The 15,896-nt window shown below is 70.6% G+C and carries 17 protein-coding genes; 8 read left to right on the plus strand and 9 right to left on the minus strand.

Annotation, left to right across the window (positions count from 1 at the left end; all coding sequences use genetic code 11):
- Positions 1-317: 317 nt before the first annotated feature.
- The 4 genes from tgmC to OG594_RS04255 all read right to left on the minus strand — a co-directional run bounded on the left by tgmC (position 318) and on the right by OG594_RS04255 (position 3,002).
- Positions 318-1,448, minus strand: coding sequence for an ATP-grasp peptide maturase system methyltransferase (tgmC, locus tag OG594_RS04240; protein ID WP_266595274.1), 1,131 nt, complete (start codon positions 1,446-1,448; stop codon positions 318-320).
- A complete protein-coding gene (gene tgmB / locus OG594_RS04245) occupies positions 1,445-2,395 on the minus strand; it encodes an ATP-grasp ribosomal peptide maturase (RefSeq protein WP_266595275.1) in 951 nt (316 codons plus the stop codon). The genes tgmC and tgmB overlap by 4 nt, the downstream gene beginning before the upstream one ends.
- Positions 2,392-2,703 (minus strand): putative ATP-grasp-modified RiPP, encoded by a 312-nt coding sequence (gene tgmA / locus OG594_RS04250; protein WP_266595277.1) that lies wholly within the window; start codon positions 2,701-2,703, stop codon positions 2,392-2,394. The genes tgmB and tgmA overlap by 4 nt, the downstream gene beginning before the upstream one ends.
- 68 nt (positions 2,704-2,771) lie before the next feature.
- Complete coding sequence (locus OG594_RS04255) at positions 2,772-3,002, minus strand: hypothetical protein (protein WP_266595279.1); 231 nt, start codon at positions 3,000-3,002, stop codon at positions 2,772-2,774.
- Positions 3,003-3,200: 198 nt separating this feature from the next.
- On the opposite strand from OG594_RS04255, the gene OG594_RS04260 reads away from it, so the two are divergent.
- From OG594_RS04260 to OG594_RS04270, 3 genes are read left to right on the plus strand one after another with little or no spacing between them, the layout of a single operon-like run.
- Positions 3,201-4,460 carry an XRE family transcriptional regulator gene (locus tag OG594_RS04260; protein ID WP_266595281.1) on the plus strand — a complete coding sequence of 420 codons (1,260 nt, stop codon included), beginning with the start codon at positions 3,201-3,203 and terminating at the stop codon, positions 4,458-4,460.
- 7 nt (positions 4,461-4,467) lie between these two features.
- A complete protein-coding gene (locus OG594_RS04265; RefSeq protein WP_266595283.1) occupies positions 4,468-5,013 on the plus strand; it encodes a GNAT family N-acetyltransferase in 546 nt (181 codons plus the stop codon).
- A 42-nt stretch (positions 5,014-5,055) separates the two neighbouring features.
- Positions 5,056-5,184, plus strand: coding sequence for a hypothetical protein (locus OG594_RS04270; RefSeq protein ID WP_266603164.1), 129 nt, complete (start codon positions 5,056-5,058; stop codon positions 5,182-5,184).
- Between the two features lie 50 nt (positions 5,185-5,234).
- Here OG594_RS04270 and OG594_RS04275 read toward each other — a convergent pair whose 3' ends face one another.
- Both OG594_RS04275 and OG594_RS04280 read right to left on the minus strand, forming a co-directional pair.
- A complete protein-coding gene (locus OG594_RS04275) occupies positions 5,235-5,768 on the minus strand; it encodes an NUDIX hydrolase (protein WP_266595285.1) in 534 nt (177 codons plus the stop codon).
- Between the two features lie 174 nt (positions 5,769-5,942).
- Positions 5,943-7,496 (minus strand): AMP-binding protein, encoded by a 1,554-nt coding sequence (locus tag OG594_RS04280; protein WP_266595287.1) that lies wholly within the window; start codon positions 7,494-7,496, stop codon positions 5,943-5,945.
- 133 nt (positions 7,497-7,629) lie between these two features.
- Between OG594_RS04280 and OG594_RS04285 the strand changes: the two genes are divergently transcribed.
- The 4 genes from OG594_RS04285 to OG594_RS04300 all read left to right on the plus strand — a co-directional run bounded on the left by OG594_RS04285 (position 7,630) and on the right by OG594_RS04300 (position 11,811).
- On the plus strand, positions 7,630-8,835 hold the full coding sequence (locus OG594_RS04285) for an amidohydrolase family protein (protein ID WP_266595289.1): 1,206 nt from the start codon (positions 7,630-7,632) through the stop codon (positions 8,833-8,835).
- Complete coding sequence (locus OG594_RS04290; protein ID WP_266595291.1) at positions 8,835-9,992, plus strand: acyl-CoA dehydrogenase; 1,158 nt, start codon at positions 8,835-8,837, stop codon at positions 9,990-9,992. Before OG594_RS04285 ends, OG594_RS04290 begins: the two co-directional genes overlap by 1 nt.
- 6 nt (positions 9,993-9,998) lie before the next feature.
- A complete protein-coding gene (locus OG594_RS04295; RefSeq protein WP_266595293.1) occupies positions 9,999-10,913 on the plus strand; it encodes an acyl-CoA dehydrogenase family protein in 915 nt (304 codons plus the stop codon).
- Positions 10,914-11,334: 421 nt separating this feature from the next.
- On the plus strand, positions 11,335-11,811 hold the full coding sequence (locus OG594_RS04300) for an ATP-binding protein (RefSeq protein WP_266595295.1): 477 nt from the start codon (positions 11,335-11,337) through the stop codon (positions 11,809-11,811).
- 200 nt (positions 11,812-12,011) lie between these two features.
- Here OG594_RS04300 and OG594_RS04305 read toward each other — a convergent pair whose 3' ends face one another.
- The 3 genes from OG594_RS04305 to OG594_RS04315 form a co-directional block, all read right to left on the minus strand.
- A complete protein-coding gene (locus tag OG594_RS04305) occupies positions 12,012-12,629 on the minus strand; it encodes a TOPRIM nucleotidyl transferase/hydrolase domain-containing protein (RefSeq protein WP_266595297.1) in 618 nt (205 codons plus the stop codon).
- Between the two features lie 440 nt (positions 12,630-13,069).
- The gene (locus OG594_RS04310) at positions 13,070-13,756 is read right to left on the minus strand and encodes a hypothetical protein (protein WP_266595299.1); all 687 of its coding nucleotides are present in this window, start codon (positions 13,754-13,756) and stop codon (positions 13,070-13,072) included.
- A 139-nt stretch (positions 13,757-13,895) separates the two neighbouring features.
- On the minus strand, positions 13,896-14,822 hold the full coding sequence (locus tag OG594_RS04315; protein ID WP_266595301.1) for a cyclase family protein: 927 nt from the start codon (positions 14,820-14,822) through the stop codon (positions 13,896-13,898).
- Positions 14,823-14,942: 120 nt separating this feature from the next.
- Here OG594_RS04315 and OG594_RS04320 point away from each other — a divergent pair, with 120 nt between their 5' ends.
- Positions 14,943-15,854, plus strand: a complete 912-nt coding sequence (locus OG594_RS04320) for an SDR family oxidoreductase (protein ID WP_266595303.1) — start codon at positions 14,943-14,945, stop codon at positions 15,852-15,854.
- Positions 15,855-15,896 lie beyond the last annotated feature (42 nt).

A 15,896-nucleotide genomic window follows, 5' to 3' on the forward strand; every position in this document is an offset into this window, starting at 1 on the left:
GTCGGGCCGGTCCCTCAAGGGCGCTCCTCCTTCGTCGTCGCGTCGCTGCGCGATGGCCTGCGGCCACCCTTGACCGACCGTCCCGCCCCGGAGATACGAGGACAGCCGGGAAGCCCCCAGAGGAACGGGCCGGGCGTTCCTTTTCAGAGACGGGCGGTCGGCACCGCCCGGGCGGAGCCCGGAGCGCCCCACATCGCTACGCGCTCCTGACGTCTCAGCGTCTCCAGCCCGTCCTGGGCCGGACATAGGCCCGCCATCGATTGGTACGCGCCTCTCGATCACGCGTGTGCGGTCCGTCTGGGGCGCAGAGTGGGCGATCAGCGTCGCCATGTGATCGTTTGCCCTTCAGGCGTGACCGTGATGTCGAACCGGTCGAGAGTGGGCGATCCATCGTGGCGCCAGCGGGTGACGTGGTCTGTGATCCGGTCCCACAAATCGTCCGGCCCACCCTGGCGTACGAGCCACCTGCTGCCGTCTTGTCGCAGTACCGCCCATGCTCCCGCCTCGACGTCGAGGAGCACGTGTTCCGTGCTGCCGTTGCGGTCCAAGGTCATGCGCTGAGCACGAGGAGCGGCAAGCTGGGCGACGAACCGGGTGTCCCAGTCTTCGAGTACGTGGGCAGCAAGCTCGGTGGGCTGATCGTCGGCTCGGTCGAGGTCGGGGAGGAGGCCGATGGGTGGGGGCGTCTGTGGGCGGGCGAGCATGAACGAGTTGCGGCCGTCGAGCAACCGACCTGTGGCGGTGCCGTCCCCGGAGGCTGTGAGGCGAGCGAGTTCGGAGGAGTACATCCACCCACCTACGGTGGCCAGGATGACTCCGCCGGGCAGAGTCTGTTCCACCCACGCGTAGGGAACGGTGACCGTTCCGCAGTAGGCGACGATCCGGTCGTAAGGGCCGCCGTCCTTCCACCCGGCGAGACCGTCGTCGACGACCACGTTGGGCGCGTAGCCGCACCGGCCGAGGGCGCTGCGGGCACGCGCGGCGACGTCTGCATCGATCTCCACGGCGGTTACGCGATCGTCGCCGAGGCGGTGGCAGGCCAGGCCACTGGAGTAGCCGGTTCCGAGGCCGACGAGGAGCAGACGGTGTCCGTCCTCGATCCGGAGCTCTTCGAGCATCCGCACGACCAAGGACGGCAGGGTGCTGGACGACGTGGGCAGGCGCGTGATCTCCCCACGCAGGTCACCAGGCACGATGGTGCCCGCGATCTGCGTGACCAGAGAGTCGTCCGTGTAGCAGGCCTCCAGCCATGCCGGACTCTCAGGCATGACGGGTGTCCACGCGGTGGGGCGGCCGGGCACGTCGATCCGTTGGAAGTACCCACCGTTCAAGAACTCGTGACGGGGCACGGCTTCGACGGCCCGTCGCCATGAGGTCGTACGTACGTGGCCGGCAGCGGCAAGCTGCTCAGCCAGCTGCAACCTCAGCTTCTGCGCTCGGTCGTTCACGTGCTGTTCCTTTCCAGAAGATCAGCCATGGCTGCGACCATGGGCAATCCGGTCTCGGGCTCCAGCCACGCCCACTGTCCGGAGGGATTGCATTCAAGGAACCACCATGTCCCCGCCTGGTCGATGGCGAAGTCGAAAGCTCCGAAGAACAGCCCGAACAGCGACAGGTATCGAAACAGGCTCGCGGTGACGTGGGCCGGGGGCTGTACGACGCTGTAGACCAGCCGGTCGTAATCGGTCCGCCAGTCCAACAGGTCGGAGTCGATGCGGACCGCGAAAACGCGGTCACCGATCACGGTTACCCGCACATCGGCCGACTTGTGCACGAGGCGTTGAAATAGGTGAGCCGTCCCGGACACCCGATCGTCGATCTCGTCCGCCGTCACCTCCTTCACCTGGACGGTGCAGGAAACGCCATCGACGCGGTAGAGAGGCGTTGAAAGAGGCTTGTAGATCACCGGCCCGGGTTCGCTGACGAAGTCGCGGGCGGCGCTCGGATCGGACGTGATGAGCGTGGCCGGCACATGGAACCCGGCTGTTGTGGCGGCGGCGAGACCGGAGGGCTTGAACTCGGCGTCGCCGATGCGGTGCGGGTGGTTGACGTACAGGCAGCCCGGCAAGGAGGCGATGACGCCGCCGAGCCCGTACCGCGCTTGGGCGAGCGCGAACCGGGCGTCATGCTCGGGCAGGTGGGGGAAGGCGAACCCTGACGGTCGTCGGTAGTAGAGGGACCGGATTCGTGTCAGGTCCACGGTCCGGGTCGGGGTGGTCAAGGACCCTTCGATGCCATCGGGCGTGACGTATGCCGCGAACGACAAGGTGGCGGGGAAGTCCCCGGAGTCGAGCCGCACGACCGGTACGCCCCGGTCGTGCAGCTCGCGGATCACCAGGTCGGCCGTGGGGTCGTCCTTCATGGTGACGACCATCACCGGGCCGGAGGGGCTCACTGGTCGTTGTCGTTCCCGGTGTCCTGGTCGCCGCCGCCGGAACCGCCACCGCTGCTGCCGTCGGACGGATTTCCGGTGTTGGTTGCCGGGTTGGTGCCGGTGCTGGTCCCGTGCCCGGGCATCATCATCGGCTGGCCATCGGCCCCGTAGTAGCGGGCGGTCTGGGTGTGCGCGTCGATCTCGACGTGCCGGTATCCCGGTGCCACGGCAGGGTACGGGGCCATCCGCTGAACGCCCCATGGGACGGGCGTTACGTGCCCCATGGGCAAGGCGTCACTGGTGGGTACGCGGTCGGCGTGACTGAACACCTGTCTTCTCCTTCATGTCTGGACACCGTCGTGAGGACGGGGCCGGGAACGTCCCTGCCGCACCGAGGTCATCGGGAGGCGACGCGCTGTGCACGCGTCTTGAGGACGAAGAGGCTGTCGGGGTCGGTGGTGATCCACTGATCTGCGAGGAGGACGTCAGCGGGGCGGAGGACCCACACGGCGCCCGCCGCGACGTCGGTGACGATCGCCTCCCGGCCGTCTTCGTCCTCGACCAGGTCGCCGATCCATGCCCGGTGACGGGTCACGACCGGGCCCTTGCTCGCGTGGTCGTTCCTCACTGCGTCCGAGCCTCCTGCCGAATCGGCGGGGATGGGGGTGCGTCGCGCACCCCGGGGATGTGCTGGCTGGCTCCATTGAACCCCTCGGCCGCAGGCCCCGAATAGGACGATCCCGAGGCATCAACGACGCGTTTCCTAGGGTGATTTGGCATTCCGTTTACCTCGCGCGGCGCTGTCGCCGGGGCTACCGTGGACCGCATGGACGCAGTGCCGAACCACGCGTTAACCGCATGGATGAGGGAGCAGGGGTATAGCTCCCGAGAGCTCGCTGATCGGGTCAATCAGGCTGTGGGTGAGCTGACCGGGAAGCTGGGCGGCCTGGACGATTCCAGCATCCGGGCGTGGCGGTCGGGCCGTGTGCGCTGTCCGAAGTCGGCCCAGCGCGCGGCGCTGGAATTGATCAGCGGACGCACAGCTCTGGCTTTGGGGTTCGTCCGCCGTACCCGCACCAAGGACCAGGAGCTGTCCGTGGACCGCCGTACTTTCATCACCGCCGCCACAACTGCCGCGTTCTCCGCGGCCGCGCCACCGACGGCGGCCGTCCCCCGGCGGGTGGGCATGGCGGACGTCGCGCTGATTCAGCAGCGGTTCGCCGACATCATCGCCTCCGATCACCGGCACGGCGGACAGCGCGGTATCGAGCAGCAGGCGGCGGCGCTCGCCGACGAGGCGCTGATGTGCCAGACGATTGGGACGGCATCGCAGCGGGTCAGGGCAAGCCTGTACGCGGCGGCGGCGAGTTTCCGCTCCTCGGCGATGTGGGCGGCGATCGACGGCCGTCGGTTCGGCGACGCGAGCAACCACATGCGGGAAGCCCAGTCGCTGGCAGAGCTGGCAGGTGATCCGGCGATCAAGTTCCGGATCTGGTCGCATGCGGGGACGATGTACAGGCACATGGGGCGGCCGGCCGAAGCAGCGGCCGCGAACGATGTGGCCCGCGGGCTGGGCCTCACCCGGCGGGACCCGATGTTCGCTTCACTCGGGCTGGCCAGGCACGCGGCGATCCACGCCGCGGCCGGGGACCGGGGCGCCGTGCGACGGTCGTTCGGGCAAGCCAGGGAGGCGATGGACAGGGCCGACCCGGGGGAGGTCCGGCCCCTGTGGCTGACCGCGTTCTATGACACAGCCGAGATCGACTCCCTCGCTCTGTCCGCGTACTCCATGCTCGGAGACTGGGCGACGGCGGAAGCGCACGGGCACCGATGCCTTGCCGGACTGCGGCCGCACATGGTTCGGTCGAAGGCGATCACCACTGCTCGCCTCGCGCGGGCGCAGCTCGAACAAGGGGAGGTGGAATCTGCCGTGACTTCCGCCATGGGCGTTTCCGCAGACGCGGCCGCCGGTCACCCCAGGGTGTCGGCGATGCTTGCGACGTTCGGCAGCCGGCTGCAGCAGATCGCCCCCGGAAGCAGCCACGCGGACGCGTGGCGGTCCCACACGGTCCGATTGAAGGTGTGAGCGCACGATGACTGTCACGGAGTCCCGCATACGCCGACACAGTGGGTTGACGCCCGACCTGCGAGCAACGATCGCCGACGTGTACGCGCAGGTGCGCGCTGACCTTCTCGACCACCCGAACTACCGGGTGGATGTGTTTCTCGAACGACTGGACCGGCATGCTGCCGAACCGGGGTGGGCCGTGGCCGTGGCGTACGCGTCGGACGGTGCCGCGGTCGGGTACGCCTACGCGAACACCGTCGGTCCCGGGGACCGCTGGTGGAAGCGGATGACCGTTCCGGTCACCCCACGGTTCACGGCCCGGGACACCGTCGCGGTGAAGGAGATCGGTGTAATCCCCGCACAGCGCGGCGTCGGGCTCGCCCGTCGGATGCACGATGCCCTCCTCGACGGGAGGCCCGAGCCCTACACCACGCTGATGGTGAACCCGGCTGCCGGCGATGGGAAGGTCATGAGGCTGTACGAGGGCTGGGGGTACCGCGAGATCGGCGCGGTGCAGCCGTCACCGGCGGCGCCATGGTTGGTATGCATGGGGCGTTCCGTTCGGATGTGAGGCACCTCAGCCCAGCCGCTGATGGGCCGTGGCGGTTCGTCGATGTTCAAGCACTTCGAGGACCCGAAGCCGGGCTACGTGGCTGATTGGCCCGACCTGCCTTCCTGGCGGCAGGAGACCGACGCCGACATCTTCGAGCCCATCGAAAAGGTCCTGGGCCGACCTCTGTAGGAGCACCGCTCCCGGCGGTTCGTCGGCTGCGGTGCTCGTTCCCTGCCGGACTAGCGAACCCCCTCGTCCATCAGGACGTAGAGGAGGCCGACCAGGGAGCCGCTGCTGACGATCTCGCGGCGGTCGATCATGCCCCGGACGTTCGCCAGGGGTATCCACTCGATCCGGTCCGATTCGTTCTTCTCGGTCGGCGGGCCGTCGTACGTGGCGCCGTCCGCGCGGAACAGGTGGTGCTGCGAGTCCGTGATGCCGTTGGCCGGTTCGGCGTAGATCAGCGGCTTCATCGGGCCCGGACGCCAGCCGGTCTCTTCGAGGACTTCACGGGCGGCAGCCTCGCCGGGGGTCTCTTCCGCTTCCACCAGGCCCATGGGCAGCTCCCAGGCCCACGCGTCCGTGATGAAGCGGTGGCGCCACATCATGAGGACCTCTTGACGGTCGTTGAGCACGGCGGCCACGGCCAAGTGGCGGAGCTTGACGACGTGGTGCTCCCAGCGGTGGCCGTCCGGCGTTTCGATGTCGGTGAGCCACAGGTTCACCCACTTGTTTTCGTAGATCGGACGTTCCCCGTGGATCTTCCACTGCATCGCTGCGGCCCCTCTCGATCGGCCTCCAGCATCGCAGAGCCTCGCTGAACGGCAGCCCGGTTCAGGGAATTTCACGTCAGAGTGACGAATATGCGTTGTGAACGGATGCGCCGCCTCGGCCGGGAAGCTTCCGTTCCTCGACGCCACCGCTCGTGGCGGCTCCCGCCCCGACCCCTACGCGTAGCGCTCCCGCAGTTTGTACTTCAGGACCTTGCGCAGGGTTTCGTTGCGGGGGAGGGCCTCCAGGAGTTCGAGTTGTTCCGGGAGCTTGTGGGTGGCCAGGCCTTGGGCGCGGAGGTAGGCGGTCAGTTGGGGGAGGGTCAGGGGGGCGGCTCCCGGGTGTTGTTCCACCACCGCGCAGACGCGTTCGCCGCGGGTGGGGTCCGGTAGGCCGATGACCGCCACGTCGGCGACGGCCGGCAGGCGGTGGAGGAGGTCCTCGATCTCCTTCGCCGAGACGTTCTCGCCCTTGCGGATGATGACGTCCTTGCTGCGGCCGGTGAGGACCAGGTAGCCGTCCTGCGTGAGGTGGCCGAGGTCGCCCGTGATCAGGTAGCCGTCGGGGTCGAAGGCCCCGGCCGGGTCGTCGCCGTTCAGGTAGCCCCGGCAGACGGCCTCGCCGCGCAGCCGTACTTCCCCGTCCGTGTCCGGCGGCAGCTCGGTGCCGTCCGGGGCGGTGATGCGGATGGACATGCCCGCCGGGGGGCGGCCCTCGGTGGTGGCGAGGTTCTCGGCGGTGTCGTCCGGGGAGCCCATGGTGATCATCGGGACCTCGGTCATGCCGTAGCCGTGGGTCAGCTGGCAGCGCAGCTCCCGTACGACCGCGTGGTAGATCTCCGGCGGCTTGGGGGCGCCGCCGCCCGCCAGGAGGCGCAGGGTGGGGATCAGCGGGACGTCCGGGGCCTTGCGCTGCTCGGTCAGGAACATGGAGTAGAAGGCGGTGGAGCCGCCGGCCACGGTGACCCCGTGGCGGCGGTACCCGTTCAGGGCGTCCGGCATCGCGAACTTTTCGAAGAGCACCGCGGGGAAGCCGTACAGGAGGAGCATCACCAGGTAGTCCGGGCCGCCTATGTGCGCGTACGGGAAGGCCATGGAGCCTACGTCGGACGGGCTCAGGTGGAGGGCGTGGGCGAGGCAGGAGCCGCCCGCGATCAAGGAGCGGTCGGTGTGCAGGACGCCCTTGGGGTCGGAGGTGGTGCCGGAGGTCCAGTAGATCCAGCGGACGTCGGTGCCGGAGGCGGGCGGCGCAGGGAGTACGGCGGGGTCGCCGTCGGGGAGGGTCGCGTAGGCCTCGAAGACGCCGCGCGCGCCGAGGCGGGCGGCCATGGCGGTGTGGTCGAAGCCGCGCCAGGTCCCGGGGACGGCGAAGTGTTCGGCCTTGGACTCGCGGAGGGCGAAGCCGACCTCGCGGTCCCGGTAGAAGGGGATGACGGGGGTCTGGACGGCGCCGATCCGGGCGAGGGCGACGGAGAGCAGCACCGTTTCGATGCGGGTGGGGAGCTGCCAGGCGACGACCGTGCCGGGGCGTACGCCCCGCTCGTGCAGGCCGGCGGCGACGCGTTCGGAGCGGTCGCGCAGTTCCCCGAAGGTGAGTCGGCGGTCGTGTGCGGGGTCCTCGGCGGCCTCGACGAGGGCGGTGGTGTCCGGGGTCAGTGCGGCCCGGCGGGAGACCAGTTCCCACAGGGTGCGGGACCGGCTCAGTTCTGTCGCGGTCGCGGTGTCCGTCATCCCAGACCTCCCCATAGCTGACGGATAGTCAGATCAAGCGCAGAGCGTAGGGCGCCGACGCTTGTCGGTCCAGGGGTGGCGGGGCTAGCTTGTTTCTGACGATCCATCAGATCGGTGAATTGGGGAGACTGCTATGGAACTGGGACTGCCTCGGATCATCAGCGTCGACGACCACGTGATCGAGCCCGCGCACCTGTTCGACGTCTGGCTGCCCGCCAAGTACCGCGACCGCGGCCCCAAGGCGCTCACCGCCGGCATCGGCGAACTCGCCTACACCGGCGGCAAGTACGTCATCACCATGGACCCCGACGGCCCGCCGACCGACTGGTGGATCTACGAGGACCTGAAGTTCCCGTACAAGCGCAACATCGCCGCCGTCGGCTTCGACCGCGACGACATGACCCTGGAGGGCATCACCCGCGAGGAGATGCGCCGGGGCTGCTGGGACCCCGCGGCGCGCCTCGCCGACATGGACCTCAACCACGTCGAGGCCTCGCTCTGCTTCCCGACCTTCCCGCGCTTTTGCGGGCAGACCTTCGCGGAGGCCCGGGACAAGGAAGTCGCCCTCGCCTGCGTGCGCGCCTACAACGACTGGATGGTCGAGGAATGGTGCGGCGACAGCGGCGGCCGGCTCATCCCGCTGTGCATCATCCCGCTCTGGGACATCGACCTCGCCGTCGCCGAGATCCGGCGCAACGCCGCCCGCGGAGTGAGGGCCGTGACCTTCTCCGAGATCCCCACCTACCTCGGGCTCCCCTCCATCCACTCCGGCTACTGGGACCCCTTCTTCGCCGTCTGCCAGGAGACCGACACGGTGGTCAACATGCACATCGGGTCCAGCTCCCAGATGCCCGCCGCCTCCCCCGACGCACCCCCCGCCGTCCAGGCCTCGCTCAGCTTCAACAACGCGATGGCCTCGATGATGGACTTCCTCTTCAGCGGCGTCCTGGTGAAGTTCCCGACGCTCAAGCTCGCCTACAGCGAGGGCCAGATGGGCTGGATCCCCTACGCCCTGGAACGCGCCGACGACGTCTGGCAGGAGCACCGGGCCTGGGGCGGCGTCCGCGACCTGATCCCCGAGCCGCCGTCCACGTACTACTACCGGCAGATGTTCTGCTGCTTCTTCCGCGACAAGCACGGGATCGCCTCCCTCGACGTCGTCGGCCGCGACAACGCCACCTTCGAGACCGACTACCCGCACGTGGACTCGACCTTCCCGCACACCAAGGAGGTCGCCCTCGACCACGTGAAGGGCCTGGACGACGAGACGGTCTACAAGCTGATGCGCGGCAACGCCATCCGCATGCTCGGCCTCGACCTGGACAAGAGCCGCCGCTGATGGACCTGACCTACACCGAGGAGGAGCAGGACTTCCGGGTCCGACTGCGCGCCTGGCTCGCCAAGGTGCTCCCCGAGCTGCCCGCCAAGCCGTCCCCCGACGACTGGCCGGGCCGGCGCGCGTACGACCTGGGCTGGCAGCGCCGGCTGTACGAGGCCGGGTACGCGGGCCTGCACTGGCCGGTGGACGCGGGCGGCCGCGGAGCCACCCCCACCCAGCACCTGATCTTCCTGGAGGAGGCCGAGCGCGCCGGCGCCCCGTACGTCGGCGCGAACTTCGTCGGGCTGCTGCACGCCGGGCCGACCGTCGCCGCCGAGGGCACGGCGGAGCAGCGGGCGCGCTGGCTGCCGCCCGTCCTGCGCGGCGACGAGGTGTGGTGCCAGGGGTTCAGCGAGCCGGACGCGGGCTCCGACCTGGCCTCCCTGCGGACGCGGGCCGTGCGCGACGGCGACGACTACGTGATCAGCGGGTCGAAGATCTGGACCTCGCACGCGGAGGTCGCCGACTGGTGCGAGCTGCTGGTGCGCACCGACCCCGGGGCGCCCAAACACCGGGGGATCTCCTGGCTGGCCATGCCGATGGACGCGCCGGGGGTGAGCGTACGGCCGCTGCGCACGCTCGCCGGGTCGGCGGAGTTCGCGCAGGTGTTCCTCGACGAGGTACGGGTCCCGGTGGCCAACCGGGTCGGCGCGGAGAACGACGGCTGGCGGGTCACCATGGTCACGCTGTCCTTCGAGCGGGGCACCGCCTTCGTCGGCGAGGTCGTCGCCTGCCGCCGGACCCTGGGGGAACTGGCCCGGACGGCGAAGGCCAACGGCCGGTGGGACGACCCGGTGCTGCGGCGCCGGCTGGGCCGGCTGTACGGGGAGTTCGGCGCGCTGTGGCGGCTCACCCAGTGGAACGTGAGCGAGGCCGAGCGGTCGGCGGGCGGGGTCCCCGGCATCGGCGGTTCCGTCTTCAAGCTCGCCTACTCGCACGCCCGCCAGGAGCTGTACGACACGGCGGCGGAGGTCCTCGGGGCCCGGTCCCTGTCGCTGGAGGAGGAGTGGACCCTGGACCGGCTCTCCTCCCTCTCGTACACGATCGCGGCGGGCACCTCGCAGATCCAGCGCAACATCGTCGCCGAGCGGATCCTCGGCCTCCCGAAGGGCCGGTGAAGGGGCATGGACTTCCAGCCGACCGAGGACCAGAAGGACCTGCGGGCGGGCGTACGGGACCTGCTGGCGGGCCGGTACGGACGCGAGGCGCTACGGGCGTCGGTGGACACGGGCACGAGCGTGGACCGCGCGCTGTGGCGGGAGCTGGGTGAGGCGGGCTTCTTCGCGCTTCGGCTGCCGGAATCCGAGGGCGGTGTGGGCCTGGGGCTGCCCGAGGCGGTCCTGGTCTTCGAGGAGGCCGGGCGGGCGCTGGTGCCGGGGCCGCTGGTGGCCACGCACCTGGCCGCCGGGGTGGTCCCGGGGGCGGCGGCGGGGACGGCGGTGGTGAGCGCCTTCGACCTGGACGGGCCGCTGGTGGCCCACCTCGCGGAGGCGGACGCGGTGCTCGGGGCGCCCGGGGTGCCGGCGGGCGAGCCGGTGCGGTCGGTGGACCCGCTGACCCCGCTGCACCGGGTGGCGGTGGCGGGCGACGCCTCGGCGTACCGGGAGGCGGGGGCGCTGCTGACGGCCGCGCTACAGGTCGGGAGCGCGCTGCGGACGGTGGAGCTGGCGGTGCGGTACGCGGGCGAGCGCGAGCAGTTCGGGCAGCCGATCGGGGCGTTCCAGGCGGTCAAGCACCTGTGCGCGCGGATGCTGGTGCGGGCGGAGGTGGCCCGTACGGCGGTCTACGCGGCGGCGGTGACGGGGGACGCGGGCGAGGTGGCCGCGGCCAAGCTCCTCGCGGACGGGGCGGCGGTGCAGGGTGCTCGGGACTGTCTGCAGGTGCACGGCGGGATGGGCTTCACCTGGGAGGCGGACGTGCACCTGCACCTGAAACGGGCCTGGGTGCGGGCCGAGCAGTGGCGGACGGCGGCGCAGGCGCAGGAGCTGCTGGCGCAGGAGCTGCTGGGCTCGGTGGAGGAGGCCGGGCAGGTGGCGTAGGCGGGGCAGGACGGGGCGGGTGGCTCGGCGGGCAGGACGGGGCGGGTGGCTCGGCGGGCGGGGCAGGGGCCCGTCGGTCGGAGGTTCTCGATGGGCGTTGCTCACCGTGACGCGGAGGCACGGGAGGGACGACGCGGGACGCATGTCCGATTACAGAGAGTTGATATCGGTTTGTGTCCTTCGCCCGACTCATTGCGCCCAGGAAGCGGGGGCCTGCTCCGGTACGCTCCCACGAATGCGAGCGGTTGAGCGGCGCGAGCGTCGCACAGTATGCACCACGCCCACTCCTTCGCGCGGGAATATGCCCGAAGCGCTTGTTGTGGTGACTGTACGTCAACCATGCTGCTACGGAAGGGGATCACAGTCGGTGGTCCCGTCCTGTCGCGAGGCGAAGTGTCCGCCGGTTCGGATGGTGTGAGCGGTGCAGGTGCTTCAGGTTCAGCTGGAGGTCGGTGCGGATCCCGCCGAGGTCGGCCGGGCCCGCCGGTGGGCGCGTTCCCGGTTGGCGGGGTCGGGCATAGGGGACGACGAGCCGCTCGCCGAGACGCTGATCCTGCTGATCTCCGAGCTTGTCACGAACGCGGTCGTGCACACGGGCTGTCCGGCCGTGCTGCGGATGCTGTTCGGGGGGCCGGGGGTGCGGGTCGAGGTGGCCGACGCGAGCGACCGGGCGCCGAACCGGCGGCAAGCGTGCGGGGAGGACACGGGCGGGCGCGGCCTGGAGCTGGTCGACGGGCTGGCGGACCGCTGGGGCTGGCAGCGCGAGGGCGCGGGCAAGCGGATCTGGTGCGAGATCGACCGCGCACAGAAATCGACCTCGGACTGCGCGTCCGAGAGGCCCTCGGACGGCCCGTCGGAATGTCATACCCCGCCGCGGGAACCGCGCGTGTACCTCTAACGAGGTGTTGACGGTTCGTCACATCTTGATCACCCTGGTGTGGAGCGATTCGACGCGAGGGGACGCCAAGGGCAGGCCTTGACGAGTGCGGGTCGTGGGGTGGCGGCCGCCGTGCCGCGCTCGGGGCGTGCATGCGCGTCGCCGCCACCCGAAGAACCCGCCGGGCCGGGCTGCTGCGCCGAGCGGCCCGGCCCGATCGGTCACAGGCTCGCGAGGAGATCGTCGAGCGGAGCCGGTGCCCGGTCGGGGGCGAGGGCCTCGACGAGGAGGCGGCCGTAGCGGATCTTGCGTCCCTTCTTCGTGCCGAGGAAGCGCCGCAACTGCTGCTGCCGGGGCCGACCGTGCTGGGCGGGCTGGCGCACGAAGGTCTCCCAGGAGCGGAGATCGCCCTCGGCCCGGAGGATCTCCTCGATCGTGGCGGTGCCCAGTGCGCGGATGAGTTCGTCCTCCAGGTCCGCCACGCACACGAAGAAGCCCCGCCGCGGCGCCCCGGCCCGTTCCAGTGCCCGGTCGTAGAAGGGCCGTTCGCGCTCGTCGCACAGTCCGGTCAGGCGCAGGCCGAGGCCGGGCGGCCCGAGGAGGTCGGTGTAGCGGGCGACGCTCATCGCCCCGCCCATCGATACGACGCACACGCCCTGGGCGGCGAGGTCGCGGCCGCGCCGCGCGGCCAGCGCCTCGACGGCAGCCAGGTCGCTGGGGCCTTCCAGCAGCACCGCCGTCCGCACGTCCAGGTGGGCGGCCAGCTCGCTCGCGGCCCCGCCGGAACCGCCGCTCGCCCAGTCGTCGACCGCTGCCCGGAACGCCTGCATGTCCGCCATGGGGTGAGTCTGCGCCTCCACCGGCGCGGGGGCACGGAATTTTCCGCGGCGGCCGGCCCCTGAGCCGGCGTGCGAGGCAGGTCAGGCACCTGAACGCCCGTGCTGGCATATGGTTTTGACGGGCAGCGGCGTTGTGCACGCGCGGGCGGGGGAGCAGAGGGACGAGCCGGTCGAAGGGGCGCGGAGGGACACGTCCTGGTCGTCACCGGGCCGCAGGGCGTGCTCGGCCGGTTCGTGCTGGAGAGGATGCTCGTACCGGAGGAACTCGTCCTGACCGCGCGCCGCCTCCGCGCCCGCGCACCCCGCGGGCCGGCTCCCTCGTCGCCCTCGTCGCCCTCGTCACGACGGTTCCCCGTACGGACTGAGGCGGCGCCGAGCGGCCGGCGGCGGTGGCGAGGTACTTGCGCCACCGCCGCCGGTGCGGCCCCCCCCGAGGGTGTCTAGCCGTCGGTGCAGATCACGTCGTACGGGCGGCCGACCGCGATGGTCAGCTTGATCGGGTCGGTGGTGCCGGAGGGGCACTCGGCCTGCGTCTTGACGAGGCCGAGGACCTTCAGGGCGCCCGAGCCGCCGCAGGCGACTTCCTTGGCCTGGGAGGTCACGCAGTCACCCTTCACCAACTGGCCGCCGCCGGCGCCGGCGTCGCCGGGGTGGTCGCCCGACAGGTTGCGGCCGCAGACCGTGTTGGTGGGGATGCCGCTCGACTTGCCGCCGTAGGAGATGCTCACGTCGATCATCAGGTCGGTGCCGGGCGGGCACTGGATCGCGCCCGGGAGGATGCTGGCTTCCTTGATGTCGATCGCCTTGAAGGTGGCCCCGGAGTCGGAGCAGCCCGTCCGCTTGTATCCGTCGGGGGCCTTGGCCGGGTCGGGGCCGCCGCAGTCGCCGACCTTCCACGCGCTGGAGGTGTCGGAGGAGGACTCGGGGGATCCGGGGTCCTTGGCGGTGGGCTTGGCGGAAGGGGAGGCCGAGGGGGAAGCCGACGGCTTGCCGTCGTCCTTGCGGAGCGACTGCACGACGAAGTAGCCGCCGATGATGACCACGGCGAGCACGATGACGGCGACGACGGTGCCGCCCGAGCGGCGTCTGGGGGCAGGTGGCGGCGTTACCTGGTACGGGTTGGCCATGCGGGCTTCTCCTGCGGGACGTGGTGGGGACGGGGTGTGACGCGCGTACGGTGACGCGTCATGTCCACCTCATGGTTCCACCGGGACGGCCCGCGGGTGGCCGGGTTCGTCGGGTCCGCCGCCGCCCGCCCCGCCGGGCTCAGAGGACGGCCACCGGGGCCACGGGGGTACCGGTGCCGCCGACGAAGGGCTCCGGCATTGCGGAGAGGAGGAACGCGTACCGGTTCTCTTCTGCACAGGCTGTGGACAACTTTTCGAGGTTCCAGTTCTGGCCCTGGTGCATGCCCATCTCAACCAGGTCGAGGGCGTGCACGGGCAGCCACAGGTTCTCGATCTCCGGCGGGAAGATCTCGAAGGTCAGGGTGTCGTTCGCGACGGCCGCCACGTCCCGCGCGTGGAACCACTCGGGCGTACGGATCGACAGTCCGGGCGAGGGGAAGCCGTAGCCGTGCTTGTCGCCCGCCAGGTAGACCTGGATCTGGCCGGTGCGGACGAGGACGATGTCCCCGGGGCGGACGGTGACCCCGCCGAACTCCTCGGCTTCGTCGAGGTCCCCGGGGGTCACCGCGTGGTCGCCCGGCAGTCGGTCCACCCCCTTCGCGCGCGCGACGTCGAGGAGCACCCCGCGCGAGACGATGTGGCCGGCCTTGTCGATGCCGCTGAACTCGGCGCGGCCGTGCGCCGTGATGGTGCCGGCCGGGCGGCCGTTGTAGATCTTCCCCGAGTGCGAGACGTGGGTGAGGGCGTCCCAATGGGTGCCCGCCTGGAGGCCCATGCTCACGGCGTCGTCGCTGCACGCCACCGTGCCCGGGCCGAAGAGCTCCTGGTTGATCTGCACCATCGTGTGCAGCGGGTTGATCCGGCCGGGGATCATGCCGACCTGGACCCCGTCCTCCTTGAGCGGGAGGGCGAGCGGGATCCGGCGGCCGGTGCGGATCTGCGCCGCGGCGCCCCGGACCACCTCGTCGGTGATCAGGTTCAGGGTGCCGATCTCGTCGTCGGCGCCCCAGCGCCCCCAGTTGTTGACGCGCTTGGCGATGTCGTGGAACTCGGCGGGCAAGGTCATGGGCGTCGACAGCTCCTTGCGTGGATGCGGCGGTTACGACGTCAACGAGGGCTTGTGCAGGTACATCTGACTACCCATAGAATCTAACGGTCCGTCAGAAATCGCGGGAAGGGGCCGGACGTGGGGAACTTCTTGGCAGGCAAGGTCGTCGCCGTCACCGGCGCCGGCCGGGGCATCGGGCGGGCCGTGGCACTCGCCGCGGCCGCCGAGGGCGCCAAGGTCGTCGTCAACGACTACGGGGTCGGGATCGAGGGCGCGGAGCCCACCAGCGAGATCGCCGAGGCCGTGGTGAAGGAGATCACCGCACTCGGCGGGGAGGCCGTCGCCGTCGCCGACGACATCTCCACCATGGCGGGCGGTCAGCGCCTCGTCGACACCGCGCTCACGCACTACGGCCGCATCGACGGCGTCGTGTGCGTGGCCGGCATCCTGCGCGAACGGATGCTGTTCAACATGTCCGAAGAGGAGTGGGACCCGGTCGTCGCCACCCACCTCAAGGGCACCTTCACCGTCTTCCGCGCCGCCTCCGCCGTCATGCGCAGGCAGGGCACGGGCACCTTGATCGGCTTCACCAGCGGCAACCACCAGGGCTCCGTAGCCCAGGCCAACTACAGCGCCGCCAAGGGCGGGATCATCTCCCTCGTCCGCTCCGCCGCGCTGGGCCTGGCCAAGTACGGGGTGACGGCCAACGCCGTCGCACCCGTCGCCCGCACCCGCATGTCCGCGGGCGTCCCCATGGAGCTCAAGGAGATCGGCGAACCCGAGGACGTGGCGGCGCTGGTCACCTACTTGCTCAGCGACCGGGCCAGGGCCGAGGACATCACCGGCCAGGTCTACACGATCGCCGGCCCGAAGATCGCCGTCTGGGCGCAGCCGCGCGAGCTGCGCGCCGGATACGCCGAAGGGTCCTGGACGCCGGAGAAGATCGCCGACTTCCTGCCCGGCACGGTCGGCACCGATCCGATGCCGATGCTCGCGCAATTGGAGGCCATGGCCAAGGCGGCGGCCGCCAAGGACCGCCCCAACGCGTAGGGCCGGACAGGACCAGACAGGACCGGACAGGACCGGACCGGA

It is taken from the genome of Streptomyces sp. NBC_01214, from assembly GCF_026340975.1.
In the GTDB taxonomy this organism is placed as follows: domain Bacteria; phylum Actinomycetota; class Actinomycetes; order Streptomycetales; family Streptomycetaceae; genus Streptomyces.

Bases quoted from the DNA above. Each gene is read 5' to 3' on its own strand.
- OG594_RS04315 (WP_266595301.1), bottom strand. From the start codon at position 14,822: ATGACCTTGCCCGCCGAGTTCCACGACATCGCCAAGCGCGTCAACAAC.
- OG594_RS04265 (WP_266595283.1), top strand. From the start codon at position 4,468: ATGACTGTCACGGAGTCCCGCATACGCCGACACAGTGGGTTGACGCCC.
- OG594_RS04275 (WP_266595285.1), bottom strand. From the start codon at position 5,768: ATGCAGTGGAAGATCCACGGGGAACGTCCGATCTACGAAAACAAGTGG.
- OG594_RS04290 (WP_266595291.1), top strand. From the start codon at position 8,835: ATGGACCTGACCTACACCGAGGAGGAGCAGGACTTCCGGGTCCGACTG.
- OG594_RS04270 (WP_266603164.1), top strand. From the start codon at position 5,056: ATGTTCAAGCACTTCGAGGACCCGAAGCCGGGCTACGTGGCTGATTGG.
- OG594_RS04305 (WP_266595297.1), bottom strand. From the start codon at position 12,629: ATGGCGGACATGCAGGCGTTCCGGGCAGCGGTCGACGACTGGGCGAGC.
- OG594_RS04280 (WP_266595287.1), bottom strand. From the start codon at position 7,496: ATGACGGACACCGCGACCGCGACAGAACTGAGCCGGTCCCGCACCCTG.
- OG594_RS04310 (WP_266595299.1), bottom strand. From the start codon at position 13,756: ATGGCCAACCCGTACCAGGTAACGCCGCCACCTGCCCCCAGACGCCGC.
- OG594_RS04295 (WP_266595293.1), top strand. From the start codon at position 9,999: ATGGACTTCCAGCCGACCGAGGACCAGAAGGACCTGCGGGCGGGCGTA.
- OG594_RS04285 (WP_266595289.1), top strand. From the start codon at position 7,630: ATGGAACTGGGACTGCCTCGGATCATCAGCGTCGACGACCACGTGATC.
- OG594_RS04260 (WP_266595281.1), top strand. From the start codon at position 3,201: ATGGACGCAGTGCCGAACCACGCGTTAACCGCATGGATGAGGGAGCAG.